We start from the raw sequence: 23,116 nt of genomic DNA, 5'->3' as shown, positions 1-23,116 counted from the left end.
ATTAACATCGAAAGCAACCAACATATATACTAATTTTCCCATCACATTATGATACATCTTATCATCATAAACTAAAGGAAACAACGAGCTTTTTTTGTCATGTTTTGACTAAAAAAAGCAGATGATTTCTCATCACCTGCTTTGCTCCCTATTCATTCAATAAATAATGTTTTCCTTTTACTAAATAAAATACATTCTCAGCAATATTTGTAATATGATCTGCTACACGCTCAATATATCTTGCCACAAAGGATAATTGTGTAATTTGTGTAATAGCTTCTGGTCGTTCAGGGATTGAGGATATAAATTCACGAATCGCCTTCCCATATATTTCATCAACTGAATCATCCATTTCAGCAATTTGTTTAGCAAGAGTTAAATTTTCTTGTTCGTATGCTTCCAATGCTAAATTTAGCATCTTATGAGCAATCGCAAACATTTCATCAAGATTTTGCAAACTAACTGTCACTTCTTTTTCCCCAAGACGAATTGTAGATTTTGCAATATTAACAGCATGATCTGCAATACGCTCTAAATCTGTCGCTGTTTTAATTGAAATAAAAATTCTTCGTAAATCACTTGCTACAGGCTGTTGCTTCGTAATCAGCATAAGCGCAAGATCGTTTATTTCCTCTTCTAAATTATCCATGCGGTAATCACCATCTATAACCTCTAACGCTTTCTCTACATCTCTTGTATGCAGACCTTCCATAGCGAGTAATAAAGCTTCCCTCGCTAGTTCACCAAGCTCAATTACCTTTTGCTGCAACGTTTTTAAATCACATTGAAATTGTTCTCTTACCATTGTTGCTTCCCCCTCAATATTATGTGCCATTATATATAAAGTGAAACTTTAATCGGTGGGGGGATTTTTCATTCCCCACTGATTATTAGTTGAACCAATCGGGCGTTTATGGGCAGTTGATCTCCCAACTAACTTCTTTGTTCCAGCCGAGTTTTGAGTTTTGAGTTGGGAGTTTTACTGCCCGTTAATGCGGGATAAATCCCCTACCTAGCCTCTTATGCCTATGGTAAAGCTTTAAGATAGGAGAAGTATTAATTCCCTATTAAAATAAGAAACGCCCTCTATTAAGAGGGCATTTACTCTTATCCTTGCAACGATATCAACCAAATCGGCCTGTAATATAATCTTCTGTTCGTTTATCTGAAGGTGTCGTAAATAATTTGTTTGTATCTGTATACTCCACAACTTCCCCACTTAAGAAGAAAGCAGTTTTGTCTGAAATACGTGCTGCTTGTTGCATGTTATGCGTTACGATAACAATACTAAAATCTTTCTTTAACTCTTGAATTAGTTCTTCTACTTTTGATGTTGAAATTGGGTCTAGCGCCGATGTTGGCTCATCCATTAAAATAACGTCTGGCTCAATCGCTAAGCAACGTGCAATACATAAACGTTGTTGCTGCCCACCAGATAAACCATATGCATTATCGTGCAAGCGATCTTTTAATTCATCCCAAATCGCTGCTCCGCGCAAACTTTTTTCAACAATTTCATCCAATGTTTTTTTGTCGCGAATACCATGGATTTTCGGACCGTATGCTACATTTTCATAAATAGATTTTGGAAATGGATTTGGCTTTTGGAATACCATTCCTACATGCGTTCGTAATTCTTCAACTGGATACGATTTATCAAATATATTGCGTTCTCTATATTCAATTACACCTGTAGTTCGAACGATAGGTACTAACTCTACCATACGATTTAATGTTTTTAAGTATGTTGATTTACCACAACCACTTGGGCCGATAATTGCTGTAACTTCATTCTCATGAATACTTAAGTTAATATCCTTTAAAGCATGGTCTTCTCCATACCAAAGATTTAAATTTTTCGTATCAAATACTACTTTCTTTGGTGCAGCCTCGATTTTCTCTTCTTTTTTAACCTGTACATTTACTACTGTTGCTACCATTTGAATTCCCCTTTCATCCACTTCCAACTTATTTTCGATTTCGTAACCATAAGACAAATATATTGATAAAGAGCAACAAACCTAACAACACAATCATCCCAGCTGCTGCTACGTACTGAAATTCTTCTTGTGGTCTACTCATCCAATTAAAAATTTGAATTGGTAAAACTGTAAATCTATCAAACATACTAAATGGAACATAATTTGCAAATGCAAGTGCCCCGATAACTAACAACGGTGCCGCTTCTCCAATTGCTCTTGATATGGCTAACGTACAACCCGTTATAATTCCGGGAAAAGCAGTTGGCAATACAACCTGATACATCGTTTGCCACTTCGTAGCGCCTAATCCGTAAGAAGCCTCTAATAATGAACTTGGTACAGATCGGATTGCTTCTTGACTAGCTACAACAACTGTTGGTAAGACGAGTAAACTCATCGTCAGTGCAGCTGCAACAATACTCTCTCCTAAATGAAGAGCATATACAAAAATAGTTAAGCCGAGTAACCCATATACAACGGAAGGCACTCCCGCTAACGTTTGATTATTAATTTCTATTATCTTTTTAAATATAGATTCCTTTGCATATTGCTCTAAATAAAGGGCAGTTCCGACTCCAACTATAAATGAGACGGGTATAACAATGCTCATAAATAATATTGTCCCTGACAAAGCTGCAGCAATCCCAGCTTCTGTCGGATTACGTGAAGCGAAGTTTGTAAAAAAATCTATTGAAAGATAACTTATACCTTTTTCAAAAATTTGAAAAAGCAAAACAAACAGTATTACTATTGAAAACAAAATTGCTATATAGAATAACAATTTATAAATTCGATCTTTTAAAAAACGAGATACCATATTTTCTTGTATTTTTTTATGATTCAACATTCGCATATTATGTCACCCTCCTAAAACGGCGCATAATAGACTGCGAAATGATGTTCATTATAAAAGTAAATAGGAATAACGTTGCACCCACAGCGTACATGCTATAATACGTAATTGTTCCATGCGGAGCATCACCTAAACTTACTTGCACAATATAAGCTGTTAACGTTTGAATCGAGTGTGTCGGATTGAGCGATACATTCGGTGTGGATCCCGCTGCAATTACAACTATCATCGTCTCCCCAATCGCCCTGGAAGCTGCTAATATAATTGCTGCCATAATCCCTGTGAAAGCTGAGGGAAACACTACTTGTTTTACCATCTCAAATCGAGTTGCTCCAAGTGCTAACGAAGCTTCTTTCGTGCCTTTTGTTACAGCTCTCATCGCGTCTTCAGACAAAGATGCAATTGTAGGTATCATCATCAATCCAATAACAATGCCTGGGCTAATCGCATTAAAAAATTGTAAATCTGGTATAATTCGTTGTAAAAGTGGCGTGACAACTGTTAGCGCAAAAAAACCATATACAATTGTCGGAATGCCTGCTAATAGTTCTAACATCGGCTTTAATATTTTCCGTGCACCGTTTGAAGCATATTCGCTTAAAAATACGGCACAAGCTAAACCGATAGGAATTGCTACGAACATAGCAATCGCCGTTACAAGAACTGTTCCACATATAAGTGGTAATATACCGAATTTAGGATTTTCAAAAAAAGGTAACCATTCTTTCTCCGTCAAAAAGGAGTATAATGATATTTTTTGAAAAAACACGATTGTTTCATTGGCTAGCGTAAAAATAATTCCAAGTGTCGTCACAATAGAAACGCTAGCAATTATTTTTAGTAATAACGGAACTATTCGATTGATTCGCTGCGTTTTTTTTCTTTGTTTTGTATTTCTTTCAATCAAATGTTGTACAGAAAATGTAATTTGACTTTTGTCATTATGAGCCAAAGATGAAAACCCCTTTCCACCCTGACATTACCTTTTTATTTCTGTTAACATCCGCAGCTGTTCATTATATTTTTCTTTCGGTAATTTTACATATCCGACCTCTTCAGCGAGGTTTCCAACATGCTTAATCATAAACTCAACATAATTTGCTACATTCATTTTCTTTCGGATCGATGCATCATTCACATAAGTAAAGAGCGATCTAGATAACGGTTTATACTCACCTGATTGAATGGTCTCTTTCGTCGGAAATACACCATTTACTTTTATCGCTTTCACCTTATCTCGATTGGCCATATAATAAGCATATCCTACAAAAGCAATGGCATGTTTATCATTCATTACCCCTTGCATAATAACTTGATCATCTTCAGATAAAGAGACTTTTTTTACAAGGAGACTTTTTTGTAAGATGACATTTTGAAAATAATCATAAGTACCAGAGTCTACACCTGGTGCATAAAACTTCACTTGTGCACGTGGCCATGATGAATGAATTTGTGACCATCGCTTCTCTCTTCCATCTTCACTCCATAACAGACGCAATTCGTCTACTGTCATATTGTCTACCCACGTATTTTGACGATTCACAACAATTGTAAGACCATCGTAAGCGACCTCAAACGGTGTAAACTGAACGGAGTTTTTCTTCATTTCATTTTCTTCCACTTGTTTCATTACTCTCGAAGCATTATTTATATCTACCTCGCCTTTACTGAAACGATTAAACCCTCCTCCTGTTCCAGAAACACTGATGGAAATTTTCACGCTCGGATGCACCTTTGTATATTCCTCCGCCACTGCTTCTATAATAGGAAAAACCGTTGAGGATCCATCAACTCTCACTTCTCCCATTTCACTTGTAGCAAACACAGTAGACATACCAGAACAAAGGAAACATGTCGATAACACTAAAACTTTAATCGATGTACTCATCCTTTTCACGTGTTCTTCCTCCTAGAAGTCACCGGAAATAACAGGATTACAGATATAAGAATACTGCTAAACTATTAATTCGGTTTTAATTGTTTGTAAAAGTTTTGTAAAGTTCCACAAAAAACAATATAACTACACATTCTCTTTTCATTTTATATTTTAATCCATAAAACGGTTGTCCTCCTATCACGCAAAATACAGCTAAAAATATACAGCTCACCGCTATGAAACTGCGTGTTTTCCACATGATATGCTTGTCCACATTTATTAAAACGTATGCATGAACCATAAAAAAAAGCACACTATCTTTTTAGATAGTGTGCTTTTTTTACAACTTTTTTATTCATTATCTTGCTCTACATTTTTATTGTCTTTTTCATCTTTTGGAGCTTCACCATTTTCTTGCTTTTTCAAATCAAAATAAGCGTCCATAATTTCACGGCTAATATATCCATTAATACCAGTTTTATCATCATGTACCCATGGAACAACAACAGAGAACGCTACTTCCGGATCTTCAAGTGGCGCGTAACCTACCATTGTTAAATTATAAACTTGAACACGCTCACCGTTCGCCTTTTTACCAATATCTTTATCTCCGCCATACACAGTTTGAGCTGTACCCGTTTTACCAGCAGCTTTATATGGTGCGCCTGCGAAGTATTTCGTAGCTGTACCGCCTGATTCGTTAAATACTTGTCTAAATCCTTCTTGAACACGTTTAATTTGTGATTCAGGCATATCAACACGATTTAGCACGTTCGGTTCCATCGAATGAACAACTTTCCCAACTTCATCCGGTTTCTCTGCCGGTTGAATAATTTCTTTAACAACTTGTGGCTGCATCCGATATCCACCATTGGCAATTGTTGAAATATACTGAGCTAATTGAAGTGGTGTATACGTATCATATTGACCGATTGAATAATCAAGTAAGAAACCTGGGATATTGTCTGTTTTACCCATCTGACCAGCAGATTCATTTGGTAAATCAATTCCTGTTTTCACACCAAGTCCAAACTGCCCGAAATAATAACGCATCGTATCAAATGCTTTTTGTGGTATATCTAACGTACCACCTCTAACATATTGAACACCAGCGATATTCATCGCTGTTTTAAACATATAAACGTTAGAAGACATTTTTAACGCTGTAAGATCATTAATATAACCCATTGTCTTCCAAGATGACTTCGTTGGCGTACCTTTTAATTTAATCGGTTCATCTAACTGTACCGATCCCGGTTGAATCGCACCGGTTTGATATCCTGTCAGTATCGTTGCACCCTTTACTGTTGAACCTACAGGATACGAGCTTGTCATCGTACCTAATGCGAAATCTTGTACTTTCGTTTCGCCATTTTCATTCACTAATTGTTTCCCTGCCATCGATAACACTTCACCGTTTTTGGGATTCGTCATAACAACGAAAGCGCGATCTAAAAGCGGTTCCGCTCCTTTAAATCTCATTAAATTTTTCGCAAGAATATCTTCCACACGCTTTTGTAATTCCATATCAATTGTTAAGTTCAGATCATTGCCTCGTTGCCCTTCTGATACATTAATCGTTTCTAAAATATTACCGTTTTTATCTGTAATATTTTTCACTTCTGCTTTCGTACCGTGCAGGCTATCTTCATACTGCTGTTCAAGATAACTTTTTCCTACTCTATCATTTCGGTTATAATCACGAACAAGATAGTAATCTAGTCTTTCTCTCGGTAAACCTTCATCAGACGTTGACACCCCGCCAAGTACACTTCGGAATAAATCATCATACGTATATTTTCGTTCCCAATCAACATTCGTATCTACACCTGGTAATGTCGCTAGATTTTCACTAATAATCGCATATTCTTCTTCTGTAGCATCTTTTTTAATAACTTGAGGTGTCATTGCATATCCGCCGTCCATCTTACTTCTAATCGCTAGTATTTCTAAATCTTTTGCGGATAATTGATTAATCTCTTCTTCCGTCACACGACTTCGTTGACGCTCGTCTAATTCTTTATCGTCAATTTTGTTATTTTTCAATTCTTGACGATCTTTATTCGTAATTTTTTCTTTAGCTTCCTCTTTATGCAGAGCAAGCCAATAGTCCTTTTTATCACGATCTGTTAATTTATCTATTGGTACCTCAATCAAATCTGCTAACTTTGTCGCTGTTTTTTGGCGATCTTCCGCAGTCGACCCTTTCATTTTCGTAAATGTAATGGTACGAACAGCTGCATTATCCACTACCGGTCGCCCATAACGGTCAAATATTTTCCCACGTGGTACAGGATTGCTTATCGTTGAATTTTCTTTCTTCTCGACTTCATTCTTATATTCCTCACCGCGAACAATTTGTACATATCCGAGCCTTACAATAACCGCGGAGAACATTATAAATACGCAAAAAAACAACACGTTTAATCGAAAAGGAACGTGGGTCTTTTTCTTTGCTTGCTTCTGCTTCTTGCTCATACAAACCCCCTCTACCAACAGCTATGTAATGTGAAAGGGACACCTTCATACAGGTGTCCTCACTGCTGTCTTACATCTTTTTCTATTCTAGCATAAAACAAACGAGAAGTTAACCTTCTGGTTCGGTTTGATTTTGCGTGTTTCCTTGCGCTACAACACTTGTTTTACCCACATTTCCCTCATCATATTTGACATTTTTAACTGCAAAATATATAAGAAAATGTCCAGCACCTAAAATACATAGTAAGAAAGGTAAACTCTTTTCAGGCTGAAAGAAGAGCACAGCACACAAAAAACTTAAAATGGAACAAATTCTTCCGGCATTTAACCATAATTCCCGAACAACTATATACTCTACACGCCATTCTCTCGCATTTTTCGCCCTACCAATTACGTCATATGTCATTGACCCGTACGGAACGAGTAAAATAGGATATGCAATCGCGATACATGCTGCATAAATAAGTAACTTTGCGTATGTAACATTAAATATAACTAAAAATACGACCGCATATAAAATAATGCCTCCAAGTAAAATTGCTTTTTTTCGCCACTCTTTCTTTAACATACGAGCGACTAAGTAATAACATATGAATGATACAGCCGAATTTACTAAGCTATATTTCCCTAATGCGAGCTCACTATCAGTTGCTAAATAAACATATACTGAAATAACAAAGATAAATGTTCCTTCTCTCAATCCCTGAAAAAAATGTGCAAGTGTAATTCTTCCCCAATTCTTATCAATCCGTCTCTCTTTCAATACTTGCACGATTTCATAACGACCTTCACATTCTCTCTTAGATAAAAAAAAGCTTAAGACGACAGCAATTGCGAATAGCACTAATGAAAGAAAGAATATGACCGTATAACCACTCCATTTTTCCATACGTGAAATGGTGTATCCTGCTGCTATTGGTCCAATCATTCCAGAGAAAGATGTAAGAAGTCCAAGAAATCCATTAAAGAAATCTCTTGTTTCTGGTTCTGTAATCTCAAATGTCAATAAATTAAACGCAAGCCAGTAAAAACCATATCCGACTCCTAAGAGAGCCCCCATTAATAAAATATAGTGAGAAGCATTTTTTCCCGCTACTAAAACAACGATAAAAAAAATAGCTAACGTGCCTACACCTATTCGTAACAAGATTGAGCGATCAATACGTTTCGCTAATTTCCCCCCTACAAGAAATGTGAGAGGCTGTAATACAACGCTGGCCAAATTATATAAGCCAAGATTCACATAATTTTGTGTTTGTTTCCATAAGTAAATGTTAACAAACGTATTCGATAAAGAAATTGCGAGCGTGTATAAACCTCCAATGAGGAGCAATAACACTAAATCCCGATTCACTTCAACGTCACCAATTATATGTTTCCACTTCATACACAACTCTCCTTTACTTCATGTTCTAGTCTTCCAAAGACAAGCCCAATTATGTAAAAGGAAAGCATAGAAAAAAAGCTAGGAGCATTCCCCTAGCTTTTTTCTATAATTAATACAATTATTTTGCTTCTTGATAAAGTTTTTCAGCAACGTTCCAATCTACAACGTTCCAGAATGCACCGATGTAGTCAGGACGACGGTTTTGGTAATTTAAGTAGTAAGCATGCTCCCAAACATCTAAACCGATAACTGGCGTTTTACCTTCAGTTAAAGGAGAATCTTGGTTTGGAGTGCTTGTTACTTCTAACTCACCATTGTTTACTACTAACCAAGCCCAACCAGAACCGAAGCGAGTTGCGCCAGCTTTTGCAAATTCTGCTTTGAATGCATCGAAGCTACCGAATTTCGCTTCAATCGCAGTTGCAAGTTCGCCTACTGGTTGTCCGCCACCGTTTGGAGATAGGATTGTCCAGAAGAATGTATGGTTTGCATGTCCGCCACCATTGTTACGTACTGCTGTACGGATTGCTTCTGGTACTTCATTTAAGTTTGCAATTAATTCTTCAACGCTTTTGTCAGCTAATTCTGCATGACCTTCTAAAGCAGCGTTTAAGTTTGTAATATATGTGTTGTGATGTTTTGTATGATGGATGTTCATTGTTTCTTTGTCAAAGTGAGGTTCTAATGCATCATACGCATAAGGTAAATTTGGTAATTCGTGTTTTGCCATTGTTATATTCCTCCCAGTTTATGTATTGCCACTCATATGTGACATACAACTTCATTCTACCCTAATTGCCACAGGGTGCAAACAAATAAATCACATTGTCTTGCTACCATTAAAGTAGCAAAATTCCCACTTCTTTTCAATTAAAATGCTCATATATTCCGTAAAAAAAGCTCCCTTCTACAAGGAAGCTTCCTGCTGACGTAATAAACTTGTGAAATGGATATGGACCCTGTAGGACTCGAACCTACGACCGGACGGTTATGAGCCGTCTGCTCTAACCAGCTGAGCTAAGGGTCCAGAATTATGTATACAATACCATATCAAATAACTGAATTCCTATCGGATATATCCTTTAAGAAATGTAAGATAAATTTACCATATAAAAAAGAAAAGTGTCAATTGTATTTTTCTCTTTTAAAAGTAGAAAATTAATAAAAAAGAAATTCAGTTCTCTCCACTATATATAAATATAATATAACTTGTGATTCCCTAGATTCGTACGTTACAATGATTTTATACATACATAAAGGAAGTGAATCTATGTCCATATTTACCCAATTCGCAAAAAGTGTATACTCGCCTAAAGATATGGCGTTATTCCGTTTTCAAAAAATCGGTAAAACCATTTTGTATATTATGCTCCTTTGCTTAATTACTACTATTCCAAGAACGGTCTTGTACGGTAGCTTTATCCAAGATGGTGTGAGCATGGTAAATCAAGTCATCGATAAAGATTTACCTGATTTTAAAATTGAAAATGGCGAACTAAAAGCTGATATTGATCAGCCTATCGAAAAAGAAGAGGGAAATGCTCTTTTCGTATTTGATCCAAATTCAACAGATTTAGAAAAATATCAAAATAAAACAGGTTTATTTGTTTTAAAAGATAAAGTAGTCTCTATGGGAAATGGTCAAACGCAAACGTATTCCTATAATGATTTATTGGGTGCATCTCTTGAGAAAAAAGATTTGCAAGAATTTATTTCTTTATTCGATAATATTTATCCAATTTTATTATTTGTTATCGGATTTTTAGTGTACCTATTCCAATTATTCATCACATTTTTAGGTGTGACTTTACTTGCGTTCATCGGTTCTGCTATGAGCGGTCAACGTAAATTATCCTATAAACAAGTTTGGACACTAACTGCGTACAGCTATACAATTCCAACAATCTTCTTTATGATTATGGATTTATTTAAAATCGTCGTACCTGGTGCAACATTCATTTATATCGCAGTTGTTTTAATTGTTCTATACTTAACGATTAAAGAAGTTCCAAAACCGAAAGAAAAATAAGAACAAAAAAATGCCTAAGCAGGCATTTTTTTTTTGGACAAGCATATATTCCTAGCAAAGGAGTGAAGAATATGAAGAGATTAGGTGTACTCTTATTCGTGCTTGTCCTCGGTTATATATTTTATTACGACATAAAAATCGGTACTTTACCGATGTTGAGTTCATACAAAAAAACAACAGCGGCTCAAACGATAAAAAAGGAAAATACAGATACAAAGCAAAATAAAGAGATAGATAAAGAAACAGATACAGCTTATAAAGCAATAGAAGTAAAAACTGGTGATACTGTCCTTTCTATTACAGAAGCGATTAACAAGAAAAAAATCCCTTCTATCGAAAAAGTAATTGATGATTTTAAACAATTAAATAAAAATACATCTGCTACAAAAATACAAATTGGGAAATCTTATAAATTCCCGTTATATCCATGAGCAATCACTTAATCCTTGTCAATTACATAAAGGCGCTGATACAATAGTAAAAGTGAAACCGAGTACTTCGGTTTCTATAGCCCTTTCTCACACATACTATCATTGATGTAAGGGACTAAAAAAAGAAACTTCTTTTATAAGGAGAGCGATCTATTCGTGAATGAAATGACTCATCGTACAAAAACACGTCCAGTTAAAGTCGGTAATTTAACAATTGGCGGTAATAATGAATTAATTATACAAAGTATGACAACAACAAAAACACATGATGTTGAAGCAACAGTCGCTGAAATTAAACGTTTAGAAGAAGCTGGCTGTCAAGTCGTTCGTGTTGCTGTTCCAGATGAACGTGCAGCAGATGCTATTGCTGATATTAAAAAACAAATCAACATTCCACTTGTTGCTGATATTCATTTTGATTATCGTCTTGCTTTAAAAGCAATTGAAGGTGGCATCGATAAAGTACGTATCAACCCAGGTAACATTGGTCGTCGCCATAAAGTAGAAGCTGTTGTAAATGCAGCAAAAGAGCGTGGTATTCCAATCCGTATCGGTGTAAACGCTGGTTCATTAGAGCGTCACATTTTAGAAAAGTACGGATACCCAACTGCAGATGGTATGGTTGAGAGTGCACTACACCACATTAAAATTTTAGAGGACTTAGATTTCCACGATATTATCGTATCTATGAAAGCCTCTGATGTTAACTTAGCAATTGAAGCATATGAAAAAGCTGCTCGTGCTTTTGATTACCCATTACATTTAGGTATTACAGAATCAGGAACATTGTTCGCTGGAACTGTAAAAAGTGCCGCGGGTCTTGGAGCAATCTTAAGTAAAGGCATTGGAAATACACTACGTATTTCCTTAAGTGCTGATCCAGTTGAAGAAGTAAAAGTTGCGCGTGAACTATTAAAATCATTCGGTCTTGCATCTAATGCAGCAACACTTATCTCTTGTCCAACTTGCGGTCGTATTGAAATTGATTTAATTAGTATCGCTAACGAAGTGGAAGAATACATCTCTACACTACAAGTACCAATTAAAGTTGCAGTACTTGGCTGCGCTGTAAACGGTCCTGGTGAAGCTCGTGAAGCTGATATCGGTATTGCCGGTGCACGCGGAGAAGGACTATTATTCCGTAAAGGGCAAGTCGTTCGTAAAGTACCAGAAGAAACAATGGTAGAAGAACTGAAAAAAGAAATCGATGTAATTGCTGCTGAAATGGCTGCTGAACGAGAAAAAGAAAAAGAAACACAAGAACAATAAAAAGAAGGTTGCCCACAATATTTGTGAGCAACCTTCTTTTCTACGTAAAAAAGCTCGTCAGTTATATAACCGACGAGCTTTTATTTTGCACATTTTGGACAACGACCATATATTTCAAACTTATGACCTGTTACTTCATAACCGTTAAAATCTTTATTCATAAAATCCATTGGGCAGGAAGTAATTTCTTTCGTCCCCCCGCAATCTAAACAAATAAAATGATGATGATGTTCCATAATAGAACAAGTAAAACGAAAATGTTTTTCACCATTTAATTCCGTTTGTTCTAAAACACCAATCTCAGCAAAAACTGTTAAGTTACGATAAATCGTATCAAAACTAAGCCCTGGATAATCATCCTTCATATGCTCTAAAACGTCTTTCGCAGTTAAATAGCGATTATGCGCTGCAAATAATCTGAGCATTTCTTCCCTTTTTCCAGTATGTTTGTATCCTTTGTCTTTCATTAGGCGTAAAGCTTCTGTTAGATTCATACCTATCCCTACTTTATGCAGTTTTTTTCTTCTTCCATAAAATTGCACCGATCAAAATAAGAACTGCTATCACAACAATTGTACCACCTGGTGCTAGATCAAGTTGATACGAAGCAAACATTCCACCAATTACTGCAATTTCACCAAATATAATGGAAAAGAAAATTGTTTGTTTAAATCCTTTAGCAATACGAATACTTGCGGCAACTGGTAACGTCATTAAAGATGATACGAGAAGAACACCTACAACGCGCATGGATACTGCAATAACAAGCGCAACTAAAATAATAAAAATAAAGTGAATCCACTTTGCACTCAAACCGGTTGATACAGCGTATTCCTCATCAAATGATAGTAAAAACAACTCTTTGTATAGTAAACCAATCGTTGCAAGTACAACAATTGCTACAATACCAATAATAACTAAATCCCCACTTGTAACAGCACTTACACTACCAAATAAATAACTAAATAAATCTGTGTTAAATCCATTTGCAAGCGAAATGAAAATAACACCGATACCCATTCCCGCTGAAAGAATAATTGGAATTGCTAATTCTTGATAATGCTTATATACAGTTCGTAATTTTTCAATTAGTAGCGCTCCACCTATCGAGAAAATCATCCCCATATATAGAGGATTTAAAAATCCCCCTGTGAAAATTGTTTTTTCAAGTAATAAACTTGCAGCAATACCTGATAACGTCACATGACTTAATGCATCTGCAATAAGCGACATGCGGCGAATTACAACGAACACACCGATAAGCGGTGCAACAAGTCCTATTAAAATACCAGCGTATAAAGAATTACGTAAAAAGTCATATTGTAAAAAATCTTGTATCATTATATCCTCCCGTGATGCTCATGCTCGTGTTCTAAGCGGTGAACATGATGTCCATATAAGACGGACATTTCTGCATCTTCTAACTCTCGGAACTTCTCTACATTTCCATGGAAATGTAGATGTTGGTTTAGGCATGCAACATGTGTTACTTTTTCCGTAACAGCTCCCATATCATGAGTAACAAGAATTAATGTGATCCCGAGCCTTTTGTTTAAATCCTCTAATATTTCATAGAAGCTTTCTACATTTTTTACATCGATCCCAACAGTAGGCTCGTCCAAAATAAGCAATTGTGGATCACTAACGAGCGCGCGAGCAATAAATACACGCTGTTGTTGTCCACCAGAAAGTTCTCCAATATTACGGCCTTGAAACTCACTCATCCCTACATCAGCAATCGCTTTTTCTACCTTTTTCTTATCATCTTTTGTGAAAAAACGAAAAAGCCCTTTTTTCGAAACAAGTCCCATTGACACAACTTCAAAAACTGTTGCTGGAAAACCAGAGTTGAAGCTATTTGCCTTTTGGGATACATAGCCAACTTTGTTCCATTCTTTAAACTTCTTACTATCAACACCAAACAAACGAATGCTTCCTTGTTTTGGCTTTAAAACGCCTAATAAACATTTAAGCAAAGTTGATTTCCCTGAACCATTCGGCCCGACTAAACCTAAAAAAGCTCCCTGCGGAACTTGCAAATTAATATCCTCTAACACATTCCGATCTTCGTATCGAAACGTTAATCCTTCTATTTCCAATATATTATTCATAGCATCTCACCTATTTTAATTCAGAATGATTCCGATTTATATCTATTTGAATTATAGTACAGCTTATTATAGTTGTAAACCAATCTGCCTAAAATATATCTATTTTTTCAAGAAACCTTACAATTATAACAAAAAGCAGAGAAAAATTCTCTGCTACCAAAAAAATATTCCTATAAAATGAAACTTTAATCAGGGTGGTCCCACCCCGCACTGATTATTAGCCCACACCGATTTGGATTAACTTTTTAGTGAATAGCTGATTTAAACTTACCACCATTTGTCTCTTGCGTACTCATAATAGTAACAAACGCATTTTCATCAATTTCATGCACAATTGATTTTAACTTCGTCACTTCCAGACGGGTTACAACTGCATAAATAACTTCTTTTTCTTTATCTGTGTAACCACCTTTTGCTACAAGCTTTGTCGTTCCACGACCAAGACGATGTAAAATCGCATTTGATACTTCTTCATATTGGTCTGATACAATTAAAACTGCTTTCGTTTCATCTAATCCTTGAATTACTGTATCAATTGTTTTGAATGCGATATAGTACGTCATAACAGAATACATTGCTTGTTCAACGCCAAATACAAATGCCGCCCATGCAAAAATAAATAAGTTCACAAACATTACGAATTCACCAACAGAAAACGGTAATTTCTTCGTTAATAAAATCCCCATAATTTCTGTTCCGTCCATTGATCCACCATGACGAATAACAAGCCCTACACCAAGACCTAAAATAAGACCACCAAACACCGTTGCTAAAATTGGCTCTGTTGTAAATGGCGGAACAGCATGTAGCGTTGATTCAATAAATGCTAAAGCTACAATACCGAATGCCGAAGATAACATAAATGTTTTTCCGATTTGCTTATAACCTGAGTACATAAACGGAATATTGAGAACAACAACCAAAGTAGAGAAACTTAACCACCAAATATTCGGAGTAAGATAATCTAATATAAGAGAAATACCAATAATTCCACCATCAATAATTTTATTTGGCATTAAAAATAGTTCAATTGCTACCGCCGCACATGCTGCCCCAAAAACAATCATAACTAAACGATAGATGAGATGAATAACACTTTCTTTTCGATGTTGCTTTTTCTCCATAAGTCCTCCTTATACTCTTTCTCTGTAGTTTTGTCCCTATATTATAACATACGCTTCTTTTCCTCATAAAAAAAAGAAACTCTATACGAATATGTACAAGCTATGTACTCATATATTTCGATAGAAGAACGTGTGAAGGAGGATAACACGATGAACCTCATTAAACAAATTGTAAATAAAAAATTAAATCATATTTCTACAAAAGAGTTATTAAAATATAGTAAAGAATATGAAGTTCCCATTACAACCTCACAAGCTGATCAAATCGTTTCACTTATGAAAGGCAAGAATATTAACATTTACGATAATAACGAGCGACTAGAGCTCTTAAAACAAATCGCAAAAGTAACCTCTCCTGCTACCGCCCAACAAGTAAATACTTTATTTCAACAACTACTAAAATAAGGAGGGGGAAAAATCCCCCTCCTTATTATTGCGCTTTAATTTTTTCAAGAATTCCCTCATCAAAAGTGCCATTTTTCAGCATTTCGATTTCAAATTTATATGGTGGCTTCTTATCTTTTTTATCTTCCCCTACATACGGCGTTTCAAGAATTTTCGGCACGTTCATTAACTGCGGATGATGTACAATATGATGCAATGCTTTATAACCGATATGACCGAAACCGATGTTTTCATGACGGTCTTTTCCTGCTCCGCACACATTTTTACTATCATTAATATGAAGTACTTGTAGACGATCAATTCCAACGATCTTATCAAATTCATTTAACACACCGTCAAAATCATTTACAATGTCATAACCTGCATCGTGCGTATGACACGTATCAAAACATACAGATAGCTTTTCATTATATTTTACGCCATCAATAATTTTCGCAATTTCTTCAAAGCTACGACCGCATTCTGTTCCTTTTCCTGCCATCGTTTCTAGCGCAATATTAACCGTTTGTTCTGGCGTTATTACTTCATTAAGCCCTTTAATAATTTGTTGAATACCAGCATCTGCTCCTGCACCAACGTGAGCTCCTGGGTGAAGAACAATTTGTTTCGCTACACCTAACGCAGATGTTCTTTCAATTTCCATACGAAGGAAATCAACACCTAATTGGAACGTCTCTGGTTTCGTCGTATTCCCAACATTGATAATATACGGAGCATGGACGATAATTTCCTCAATACCGTTCAATTCCATATGTTTTCTTCCTGCTTCTATATTTAATTCTTCAATTGGTTTTCTTCGTGTATTTTGCGGTGCACCTGTATAAATCATAAACGTTGTTGCACCGTATGAAACAGCCTCTTCACTTGCTGCTAATAACATCTTCTTACCACTCATTGAAACATGAGATCCAATCTTTAACATACAATCACCTCTTCAATATGCAATAGATATAATGATAGCATAATTTGTAGAAATATGTAGTGAATTGTTTGTTCACAAAAAACGCACTACACAAATTTATATGACTATTTAAACAGACTATATTCTTCATTTAAATTAACTGGATTAAGTGAAACTTTAATCACTATTTTTCTATCCATATTGATTACGACTCCCACAAATAGCTAAAAAAAAGATAAGGGAAGCCCCTTATCTTTTTTTATCACTATATTTTCTCTTCACTTTTTCACGTTCTGTTGCAAGTTTGCGTTTATAGTTTGGTTTTACTTTTTTCGGCTTTTTAACAACTTTCGTTGCCATAACATCTAGTCCGTCATTTGGTTTTTTACGACTCTTACGACGACGACGGTCACCTAAATCCGCCCACTCATCTCCGCGTAAATCTACATGTTTGAACTCGATATGACGTTGTTTTTCTAAGCTATCTAACGCTTCTTCGTTCGCTGGATCATAAATCGTCACTGCAATACCTGAATGACCTGCACGTGCTGTTCTTCCAACGCGGTGAACGAAGAAATCTAAATCTGATGGAAGTTCGTAGTTAATAACATGACTAATTCCTTCAATATCAATACCACGTGCTGCTAAATCAGTTGCAACAATGTATTGGAACTCTAAATCACGCACTTGTTTCATCATTTTTTTACGATCACGTGGTGATAAATCACCGTGTATACGTCCTACTTTTAACCCACGTTCTGCTAATCCATCGGCTACTTCGTCAGCCTTCTTCTTTGTGTTTGTAAACACAATTGCTAAATACGGTTTAAATTGAAGTAGCATATTTTTCACTAATTCAATTTTATTACGGTGTCTTGAAGGCACAAGATAATGCTCAATATTTCCTGCTGCAACTTGTTTCGGATTAATATGAATATGTTCTGGATTCTCCATATATTTCTTCAAAAATGGTTTTAATTTTTGAGGAATTGTTGCAGAGAAAACTAGCATTTGCAAGTTTTTAGGCATACGTCCTGCAATTTTATCTACATCTTGAATGAATCCCATATCAAGCATTAAATCAGCTTCATCGACAATAATAGTATTCGCTTTATAAACAAATAGCGCCTTTTCTTCTACTAAGTCTTTAATACGTCCTGGTGTTCCAACCACAATATGAGGTTGTTTTTTCAACTTTTCAATTGATCGTTGTTTATCAGTTCCACCAATTAAACAACGTGCTGTAATCATTTGATCTTCTGCACAAAACTTTGTTAATTTCACGATTTCTTCGTAAATTTGTTGTGCTAACTCACGAGTAGGCGCTGTAATAACAAGCTGTACTTCTTCGCGACTTGCATCAATTCTGTTCAGTGTAGGAAGTAAATATGCATGTGTTTTCCCTGAACCTGTTTGAGATTGTCCAATTACACTTACACCTTTTTTCACGACTGGGAAAATTTTCTTTTGAATTCCTGTCGGCTCTGTAAAGCGTAGTTCACGAACTGCATCTATTAAAAATGGTTTAAAATCATACTGTGTAAAAGTTTGTTGTGTCATAAGTTACACCTTCTTTCTAAATTTCTACTGCGCGCACAAATCAGTCAAGTCTACATTATATCGAAATCTACAAGTAAAATCCATCTTTAGTTTAGGTTTTTCCTTCAAAAACTAACCTTCTTCCCTTTCATTGCATATTGTATGTGTATATACCTAACTGAAGAAAGGAGGATTTCTCACATGTTTCCGAAATCCCCTATAAGACAAATGTATCCGAATCAAGGACAGCAACCTTACACACCATATCCGATTCCACAACTACCACCGATGGCACAAAAGAAGAAAGGTTTCCTTGCTAAACTCTTTAAAAAACACGATCCGACCGAACCTTTCATGCAAATGGTTCCGCCCTATCGACAAATGGAAGGGCCGCCGATGATGCATCAGCAGCAACCCCCGCCACAATATCGACAGCAATATCAACAACAATACCAGCAGCAATACCAACAACAATACCCGCAGCAATACTCACAGCAATATCAACCATACATGCAGCAGCATCCTGAGCAAATGATTCCCCCTCAAATGTATGAATCAAATGAAACGCGCGGCAGTGCAACAACTACAGCGGCATCAAGTAGCGGCATCGGTAGTTTTTTTTCGAATTTAATTTCGAATCCAACTAATATGATAAACAATATCGAAAAAGTATCCCAAGTCGTTCAATCTGTAAGCCCTGTCGTCGAACAGTACGGTCCCATTATGCGTAACCTACCAAGTATTGTTAAAATCCTCACCTCTGGAAAAAGTACGGAAGAAGATCAAACCGAAGATCAAACTGAAGACCTAGCAGAAAAGATTGAGGTAGCAACCCCTCCTCCACCACCAAAAAGAAAACGAAAAAGAAAAAAAATAGTGATTGAGCCAGTCATAGAAAAAGAATTACCAGAGGAACCTGTTCAACAAACAGCAACAAAACCAAAACTATATGTGTAACAATCCTTTGTTTTCTATCCACTCCTCCTTTATAATGTAAAAGACTATGCACAAAAGTATCCCTTGTTTAGAAGGAGAGGATTACTCATATGAAAATTGTTAAAATTTCCCCTCGTGGTTATTGCTACGGTGTTGTCGATGCAATGGTAATTGCACGTAACGCTGCATTAGATAAATCATTACCGAGACCTATTTATATTTTAGGTATGATTGTTCACAATAAACATGTTACAGACGCTTTTGAAGAAGATGGAATCATTACGTTAGACGGACCAAGTCGCTTAGATATTTTAGATCAAATCGATTCTGGTACTGTTATTTTTACTGCTCACGGTGTTTCTCCTGAAGTTAAACAACGTGCAAAAGAAAAAGGCTTAACGACAATCGATGCAACTTGTCCAGATGTTACAAAAACACATGACCTTATTGAAGCAAAGAAAGCTGAGGGGTACCATGTCATTTATATCGGCAAAAAAAACCATCCAGAACCAGAAGGCGCGGTTGGTATTGCACCTGATATCGTTCATCTTATCGAAAGAGCTGATGATTTAGAAACATTAGAAATTCCAACGGATAAAATTTTAGTTACGAACCAAACAACAATGAGTCAATGGGATGTTCAACATTTAATGGAGGACATTCAGAAAAAATTCCCAACAGCAGAATTCCATAAGGAAATTTGTTTAGCAACTCAAGTTCGCCAAGAAGCTGTAGCTAAACAAGCTGATGTGGCAGATTTAACAATCGTTGTTGGTGATCCAAAAAGTAACAATTCAAATCGCTTAGCGCAAGTATCACAAGAGATTGCTGGTACGACAGCGTATCGTGTTGCAGATGTCAGCGAAATTCAATTAGAGTGGCTACAAGGTGTAGAAAACGTTGCTGTTACAGCAGGTGCTTCTACTCCAACACCAATTACAAAAGAGGTTATCGCTTTCTTAGAACAATATGACCCAACAAACCCAACAACATGGGAGAGAATTCGAAAAGTACCACTTCAAAAGATTTTACCTCGTGTAAAAGTGAAAAAAAAACAATAATAAAAACCGTTGCCTATATGAGCAACGGTTTTTACTTTTCTTACACAAATGTAAAAGGATCTGTATGTAACTGCGAAGCATGAATTTGTACATTGAATTTCTTTGCATCCACTTTTTCTTGTAGTTGCTTTTGCACACCTTGCTTCATTACTTTTTCAACGTTATGTCCTGGGTCAACTATATTTAAACCTAGCATCATCGCATCATGAGCAACATGGTAATACATGTCACCTGTTACATACACATCTGCTCCTTTAAATTTAGCTTGATTGATGTATTTATTACCATCACCACCAAGTACAGCGACTTTACGCACTTTATCATCTAACTTGCCGACAACTCTTGCGCCCTTCACGTCTAATGATTGTTTCACATGTTCAGCAAACTGCCCAAGCGTCATTTCTTCTTGTAAATATCCTATTTTCCCTAGACCTAACGTTTCACCTTTATGATCAAGCGGATATACATCGTACGCTACTTCTTCATATGGATGTGCCGTTAACATTGCTTTAATCACGTTCCGCTGTAGTGAAGCTGGAATTATCGTTTCGATACGTATCTCTGCCACACGTTCTAACTGCCCAGTTTCCCCGATATAAGGGTTTGTTCCTTCTTGAGGTACAAACGTGCCTGCTCCCTCACTACTGAACGTACAGTGGCTGTAATTACCGATATGACCAGCACCTGCGTCTCCTAATGCTTTACGCACCTCTTCTGCATGAGTTTCAGGTACAAATACAACAATCTTTTTCATTTCTTCTGCATATGTTGGTGCTAGAACTTCTGTATTTTGCAACCCTAACGCCTCAGCAAGTAAATCGTTTACTCCACCTTTCGCAACATCCACATTTGTATGAGCTGCATAAACTGCAATATCATTTTTAATACACGTTTCAATAATTCTTCCGTACGCCTTATCTGTATGAATGACTTTTAACGGATTAAAAATTAAAGGGTGATGCGCAATAATAACATTCGCTCCTAATTGAATCGCTTCGTCCACAACTTCTTTCGTTACATCTAAAGCAATCAATACATGTTGCACGGGTTTATTAAGCGCTCCAATCTGCAAGCCAATCTTATCTCCTTCCATCGCCAAATGCTTTGGATACATACTTTCAAATAAAGAAATAATTTCATGACCATTTGGAATTTTACTCATGATAAAACCTCTCCTATCATTTTCATTTTCACTTCTATTTCTGCACGTTTCGTTTTCGTCTCTTCAGAATCAGCTGCACGCTCTAATTGTTTTAGGATATTTTGGAAGTTTTTTAATTCCCCTTCCCACTTTTCAACAAAAGCTTCACTTTTTTCTTTCATTAAAAATGGTCCCATAAATAATTCCGCTTGTTTACTTTCAGAGTAAGGCGCTGCGATGTTTCCTCGCTCCCCTACTAAAATCTCGTAAATTTTCCCATCTTCTTTTACGATTTTTTCATGGATAAGCTCCCATCCATTTTCAATAAACCATTCCCGAATATGATGCGCTGCAATATTCGGCTGTAAAATTAAACGCGTTACACCTTCTAATTTTTCTTTACCACTTTCTAAAATGTCACGAATTAACGCTCCGCCCATTCCAGCAACCGTAATTACATCTACTTCTCCTGGTGTGATAACAGCTAATCCATTCCCTTTACGCACATCTACTTTATCTTGTAAGCCACTTTCAGCTACAGTTGCTTGCGCAGAGCGAAATGGTCCCTCTACAACTTCTCCTGCAACTGCTTTCGTAGCAATATTATTTATAATTGTATAACACGGTAAATACGCATGATCCGATCCAATATCAGCGATTGTAGATCCTACTGGAATCTCGCGCACAACTTCTTCTAATCGTTTTGAAAGCTTTACCTCATTCATGTATTTCCATTACTCCTTCTCTTGTCAGTCTGTCTCCATGATAATGAATTTATAGTAGTTGTTGCAAGCCTATAACAACAATTCAATTCTCTATTACTCATCGTATTTTAGAAAATATAGAAAAACAAGCCCTTTGCAAAAGCAAAGAGCTTGTCATACGAAACTTTATTTTTTCTTAGATAGCCAATCAGCCACTTTAGCTGCTTGATCAGCTGGCACTATATTCGGTGGCATATTTCCTTTTCCTTTCGAAAGGATTTCTTTAATTTCATCCTTTGAAAGTTTTCCACCAATTTTTTGTAAGTTAGGTCCTACCGCCCCTTGTAACTGATCACCATGACAGCTCGTACAGCTTTGCTTCACAATATCCTCTGGCTTTGATGCTGTTTGTGCTGGCTTCCCACCATTTTTTGCATCAGCTAACTCTTTAGATTTATTTAGCCCCTGAAATGAAAATACAAACATAACGATAATACCTAATGCTGCAATAAGAGCGAACGGAATCAGCGGATTACGTTTCATATCTCTTCTCCCCCCTCTATACCCCTAAATAGTTAGATGATTCAGTCATTTATATTGTACTTGAAAACACTCTATCAGAAAAGAGCAAACTAGCACTTGTTAAAAATATTCCATAAATTCAGTTTATTGTTTTTTATTGCTATATCGCTTATTATTTCGATAATTATTAACGTTTCTCATCATATTTTTCGCTTTTCTACATATTTTTTTGTATAGAATAAACAAAATTAATCGAAAAATCGAAAAATGAGCATTTGCAAATCAAAAGACAATTCTGTAAAATAAATTACAAGAAATTGTAATCGTTGCCGATAGCTAAATTTTAACAAAAATTAACAAAATAAAA

Annotated in this window: 23 protein-coding genes and 1 tRNA gene; 6 read left to right on the top strand and 18 right to left on the bottom strand. The window is 36.1% G+C overall.

Annotated elements, in window-relative coordinates; all coding sequences use genetic code 11:
* Nucleotides 1-148 precede the first annotated feature (148 nt).
* The 9 genes from phoU to COI75_RS11040 form a co-directional block, all read right to left on the bottom strand.
* Nucleotides 149-805 (bottom strand): phosphate signaling complex protein PhoU, encoded by a 657-nt coding sequence (phoU, locus tag COI75_RS11080; RefSeq protein WP_033657126.1) that lies wholly within the window; start codon nucleotides 803-805, stop codon nucleotides 149-151.
* 319 nt (nucleotides 806-1,124) lie between these two features.
* Complete coding sequence (pstB, locus tag COI75_RS11075) at nucleotides 1,125-1,940, bottom strand: phosphate ABC transporter ATP-binding protein (protein ID WP_000226677.1); 816 nt, start codon at nucleotides 1,938-1,940, stop codon at nucleotides 1,125-1,127.
* Nucleotides 1,941-1,968: 28 nt separating this feature from the next.
* Nucleotides 1,969-2,835: a phosphate ABC transporter permease PstA gene (pstA, locus tag COI75_RS11070; RefSeq protein ID WP_001242553.1), complete on the bottom strand. Its 867-nt coding sequence runs from the start codon at nucleotides 2,833-2,835 to the stop codon at nucleotides 1,969-1,971.
* A 1-nt stretch (nucleotide 2,836) separates the two neighbouring features.
* On the bottom strand, nucleotides 2,837-3,787 hold the full coding sequence (gene pstC / locus COI75_RS11065; RefSeq protein ID WP_000940906.1) for a phosphate ABC transporter permease subunit PstC: 951 nt from the start codon (nucleotides 3,785-3,787) through the stop codon (nucleotides 2,837-2,839).
* Nucleotides 3,788-3,814: 27 nt separating this feature from the next.
* Nucleotides 3,815-4,732: a PstS family phosphate ABC transporter substrate-binding protein gene (locus tag COI75_RS11060; protein WP_000827654.1), complete on the bottom strand. Its 918-nt coding sequence runs from the start codon at nucleotides 4,730-4,732 to the stop codon at nucleotides 3,815-3,817.
* Nucleotides 4,733-5,062: 330 nt separating this feature from the next.
* Nucleotides 5,063-7,189, bottom strand: a complete 2,127-nt coding sequence (locus tag COI75_RS11055) for a peptidoglycan D,D-transpeptidase FtsI family protein (RefSeq protein WP_000038973.1) — start codon at nucleotides 7,187-7,189, stop codon at nucleotides 5,063-5,065.
* Nucleotides 7,190-7,298: 109 nt separating this feature from the next.
* Nucleotides 7,299-8,576 (bottom strand): MFS transporter, encoded by a 1,278-nt coding sequence (locus COI75_RS11050; RefSeq protein ID WP_000871381.1) that lies wholly within the window; start codon nucleotides 8,574-8,576, stop codon nucleotides 7,299-7,301.
* A 118-nt stretch (nucleotides 8,577-8,694) separates the two neighbouring features.
* Nucleotides 8,695-9,306, bottom strand: a complete 612-nt coding sequence (sodA, locus tag COI75_RS11045) for a superoxide dismutase [Mn] (protein ID WP_001052027.1) — start codon at nucleotides 9,304-9,306, stop codon at nucleotides 8,695-8,697.
* Between the two features lie 223 nt (nucleotides 9,307-9,529).
* Nucleotides 9,530-9,603, bottom strand: a tRNA-Ile gene (locus COI75_RS11040).
* Between the two features lie 243 nt (nucleotides 9,604-9,846).
* Here COI75_RS11040 and yqgB point away from each other — a divergent pair.
* The 3 genes from yqgB (at nucleotide 9,847) to ispG (ending at nucleotide 12,305) form a co-directional block, all read left to right on the top strand.
* On the top strand, nucleotides 9,847-10,605 hold the full coding sequence (gene yqgB, locus COI75_RS11035; RefSeq protein ID WP_000021891.1) for a protein YqgB: 759 nt from the start codon (nucleotides 9,847-9,849) through the stop codon (nucleotides 10,603-10,605).
* A gap of 71 nt (nucleotides 10,606-10,676) precedes the next feature.
* Complete coding sequence (locus COI75_RS11030) at nucleotides 10,677-11,036, top strand: hypothetical protein (RefSeq protein WP_000825426.1); 360 nt, start codon at nucleotides 10,677-10,679, stop codon at nucleotides 11,034-11,036.
* Nucleotides 11,037-11,201: 165 nt separating this feature from the next.
* Complete coding sequence (gene ispG, locus COI75_RS11025) at nucleotides 11,202-12,305, top strand: flavodoxin-dependent (E)-4-hydroxy-3-methylbut-2-enyl-diphosphate synthase (protein ID WP_153578351.1); 1,104 nt, start codon at nucleotides 11,202-11,204, stop codon at nucleotides 12,303-12,305.
* Between the two features lie 80 nt (nucleotides 12,306-12,385).
* On the opposite strand, the gene COI75_RS11020 is transcribed toward ispG, so the two are convergent.
* From COI75_RS11020 to COI75_RS11005, 4 genes are all read right to left on the bottom strand, one after another.
* Nucleotides 12,386-12,799 carry a Fur family transcriptional regulator gene (locus tag COI75_RS11020; RefSeq protein ID WP_001054512.1) on the bottom strand — a complete coding sequence of 138 codons (414 nt, stop codon included), beginning with the start codon at nucleotides 12,797-12,799 and terminating at the stop codon, nucleotides 12,386-12,388.
* Nucleotides 12,800-12,812: 13 nt separating this feature from the next.
* Entirely contained in the window at nucleotides 12,813-13,646 is an 834-nt protein-coding gene (locus COI75_RS11015) for a metal ABC transporter permease (RefSeq protein ID WP_000613820.1), read from the bottom strand.
* A complete protein-coding gene (locus COI75_RS11010) occupies nucleotides 13,646-14,416 on the bottom strand; it encodes a metal ABC transporter ATP-binding protein (protein ID WP_001059660.1) in 771 nt (256 codons plus the stop codon). The genes COI75_RS11015 and COI75_RS11010 overlap by 1 nt, the downstream gene beginning before the upstream one ends.
* Before the next feature lie 245 nt (nucleotides 14,417-14,661).
* Nucleotides 14,662-15,540 (bottom strand): YitT family protein, encoded by an 879-nt coding sequence (locus COI75_RS11005; protein ID WP_000412585.1) that lies wholly within the window; start codon nucleotides 15,538-15,540, stop codon nucleotides 14,662-14,664.
* A 150-nt stretch (nucleotides 15,541-15,690) separates the two neighbouring features.
* Between COI75_RS11005 and COI75_RS11000 the strand changes: the two genes are divergently transcribed.
* On the top strand, nucleotides 15,691-15,945 hold the full coding sequence (locus COI75_RS11000) for a DUF2624 domain-containing protein (RefSeq protein WP_001048957.1): 255 nt from the start codon (nucleotides 15,691-15,693) through the stop codon (nucleotides 15,943-15,945).
* Between the two features lie 25 nt (nucleotides 15,946-15,970).
* Here COI75_RS11000 and COI75_RS10995 read toward each other — a convergent pair whose 3' ends face one another.
* Entirely contained in the window at nucleotides 15,971-16,867 is an 897-nt protein-coding gene (locus COI75_RS10995; RefSeq protein ID WP_000912451.1) for a deoxyribonuclease IV, read from the bottom strand.
* Between the two features lie 228 nt (nucleotides 16,868-17,095).
* Nucleotides 17,096-18,406 carry a DEAD/DEAH box helicase gene (locus COI75_RS10990; RefSeq protein ID WP_000194011.1) on the bottom strand — a complete coding sequence of 437 codons (1,311 nt, stop codon included), beginning with the start codon at nucleotides 18,404-18,406 and terminating at the stop codon, nucleotides 17,096-17,098.
* A 180-nt stretch (nucleotides 18,407-18,586) separates the two neighbouring features.
* Between COI75_RS10990 and vrrA the strand changes: the two genes are divergently transcribed.
* Together vrrA and COI75_RS10980 are read left to right on the top strand one after the other, a co-directional pair.
* Nucleotides 18,587-19,342, top strand: a complete 756-nt coding sequence (vrrA, locus tag COI75_RS10985; protein WP_000484134.1) for a VrrA/YqfQ family protein — start codon at nucleotides 18,587-18,589, stop codon at nucleotides 19,340-19,342.
* 89 nt (nucleotides 19,343-19,431) lie between these two features.
* The gene (locus tag COI75_RS10980) at nucleotides 19,432-20,382 is read left to right on the top strand and encodes a 4-hydroxy-3-methylbut-2-enyl diphosphate reductase (protein WP_000706654.1); all 951 of its coding nucleotides are present in this window, start codon (nucleotides 19,432-19,434) and stop codon (nucleotides 20,380-20,382) included.
* A gap of 40 nt (nucleotides 20,383-20,422) precedes the next feature.
* Here COI75_RS10980 and COI75_RS10975 read toward each other — a convergent pair whose 3' ends face one another.
* The 3 genes from COI75_RS10975 to cccA all read right to left on the bottom strand — a co-directional run bounded on the left by COI75_RS10975 (nucleotide 20,423) and on the right by cccA (nucleotide 22,770).
* A complete protein-coding gene (locus COI75_RS10975) occupies nucleotides 20,423-21,544 on the bottom strand; it encodes a Nif3-like dinuclear metal center hexameric protein (RefSeq protein ID WP_000036239.1) in 1,122 nt (373 codons plus the stop codon).
* Nucleotides 21,541-22,248 (bottom strand): tRNA (adenine(22)-N(1))-methyltransferase, encoded by a 708-nt coding sequence (locus COI75_RS10970; RefSeq protein ID WP_001006532.1) that lies wholly within the window; start codon nucleotides 22,246-22,248, stop codon nucleotides 21,541-21,543. The genes COI75_RS10975 and COI75_RS10970 overlap by 4 nt, the downstream gene beginning before the upstream one ends.
* Before the next feature lie 165 nt (nucleotides 22,249-22,413).
* Complete coding sequence (gene cccA, locus COI75_RS10965) at nucleotides 22,414-22,770, bottom strand: cytochrome c550 (RefSeq protein ID WP_000828145.1); 357 nt, start codon at nucleotides 22,768-22,770, stop codon at nucleotides 22,414-22,416.
* Between the last annotated feature and the right edge of the window lie 346 nt (nucleotides 22,771-23,116).

This window comes from Bacillus cereus, from assembly GCF_002564555.1.
GTDB classification, from domain to species: Bacteria; Bacillota; Bacilli; order Bacillales; family Bacillaceae_G; genus Bacillus_A; species Bacillus_A cereus_K.
This window is presented reverse-complemented; position numbering and strand designations above follow the sequence as displayed.